Consider the following 1,390-nt stretch of genomic DNA (forward strand, 5'->3'; position numbering starts at 1 on the left):
TCCATACCTTTCTTCGTGGGATCGTTCTGGTCATTCGTAAGATCAGGGCACCCAGGGATGCCGGGTGTGGCTGTCATGTCATTGCCGCGTCCGTGGCTGAGGGAGATTGGCCGCCCGGCATCCCGCGACGACTCGGCCGCTGATTGGGATGCGCGGAACAAGATCGCTCGTATGGACATGTCGGCGAGGTCGTCTGCTGGGACTGTGAACAGGCACGTCGAGCGAGGAGGATTGGATGCCCGAACTGTGGGCCGGGACGGATGCGGGCAAGGCCGAGCACCACTGCACGGCGATCGACACGGACGGGAAGACGGTGCTCTCCCGCCGGGTGCCGAACAACGAGGCCGAACTGCTGGAACTGCTCAGCGACGTCCTGGAGCTGGCCGACGGCAACCCGGTGACGTGGGCGGTGGACCTGAACGCGGGCGGCGCCGCGCTGTGGATCGCGCTCCTGGTCAACCACTCGCAGAAGCTGCTCTACATCCCCGGCCGGACCGTGCACCACGCCTCGGCCGCCTACCGGGGCAACGGGAAGACGGACGCCAAGGACGCCTTCGTCATCGCCGACACCGCCCGCATGCGCCGCGACCTGCAACCGCTGGACCAGGCCGGCGAGATCGCAGTCGATCTGAAGATCCTCACCGCCCGCCGCATGGACCTGTCCGCCGACCGCACCCGTGCCATCAACCGGCTGCGCGCCCAGATGCTGGAGTACTTCCCGGCCCTGGAACGGGCCTTCGACTACAGCGTCTCCAAGAGCGCCCTCGTGCTGCTGACGGGCTACCGGACGCCGGCCGCACTCCGGCGCATCGGTCGGGCCCGACTGGCGGCCTGGCTGAAGAGTCATGGCGTGCGCACCGCGCCCACGGCGAAGAGCACGGCCGAAGCCGCGGTCACGGCCGCCGAGGCCCAGTTCACCGCCGTTCCCGGGGAGAAGACCGCCGCCAGGATGGTCCACACCCTGGCCAGGGAGGTGATGTCCCTCGACCAGGAGATCGCCGAGCTCGAAGCCCTGATCGAGGGCCGGTTTCGCGAGCACCCCCACGCCGAGGTGATCACCAGCATGCCCGGCATCGGCGACATGCTCGGCGCCGAGTTCATCGCCGCCACCGGCGGCGACATGGCCGCCTTCGGCAGTCCCGACCGCCTCGCCGGGGTCGCCGGCCTCGCCCCCGTGCCCCGCGACTCCGGCAAGGTCAGCGGCAACCTCCGCCGGCCCCGCCGCTACAGCCGAAGACTCCTGCGGATGTTCTACCTCTCCGCCCAGGTCGCCGCTGTCCACTGCCCCGTCTCGAAGGCGTTCTACCGGCGCAAGCGCGACGAGGGCAAGTCCCACAAGCAGGCCGTCCTGGCCCTCGCCAGGCGCCGTCTCAACGTGCTCTGGGCCCTC

At 69.6% G+C, this 1,390-nt stretch carries 1 protein-coding gene; it reads left to right on the forward strand.

The window, feature by feature from the left end; translation table 11 throughout:
* Window positions 1-235 precede the first annotated feature (235 nt).
* Window positions 236-1,390, forward strand: a 1,155-nt coding sequence (locus ACFRQN_RS40825; protein ID WP_380745709.1) for an IS110 family transposase, incomplete at its 3' end; no start/stop codon positions are given.

The organism is Kitasatospora sp. NPDC056800 (genome assembly GCF_042789775.1).
In the GTDB taxonomy this organism is placed as follows: domain Bacteria; phylum Actinomycetota; class Actinomycetes; order Streptomycetales; family Streptomycetaceae; genus Kitasatospora.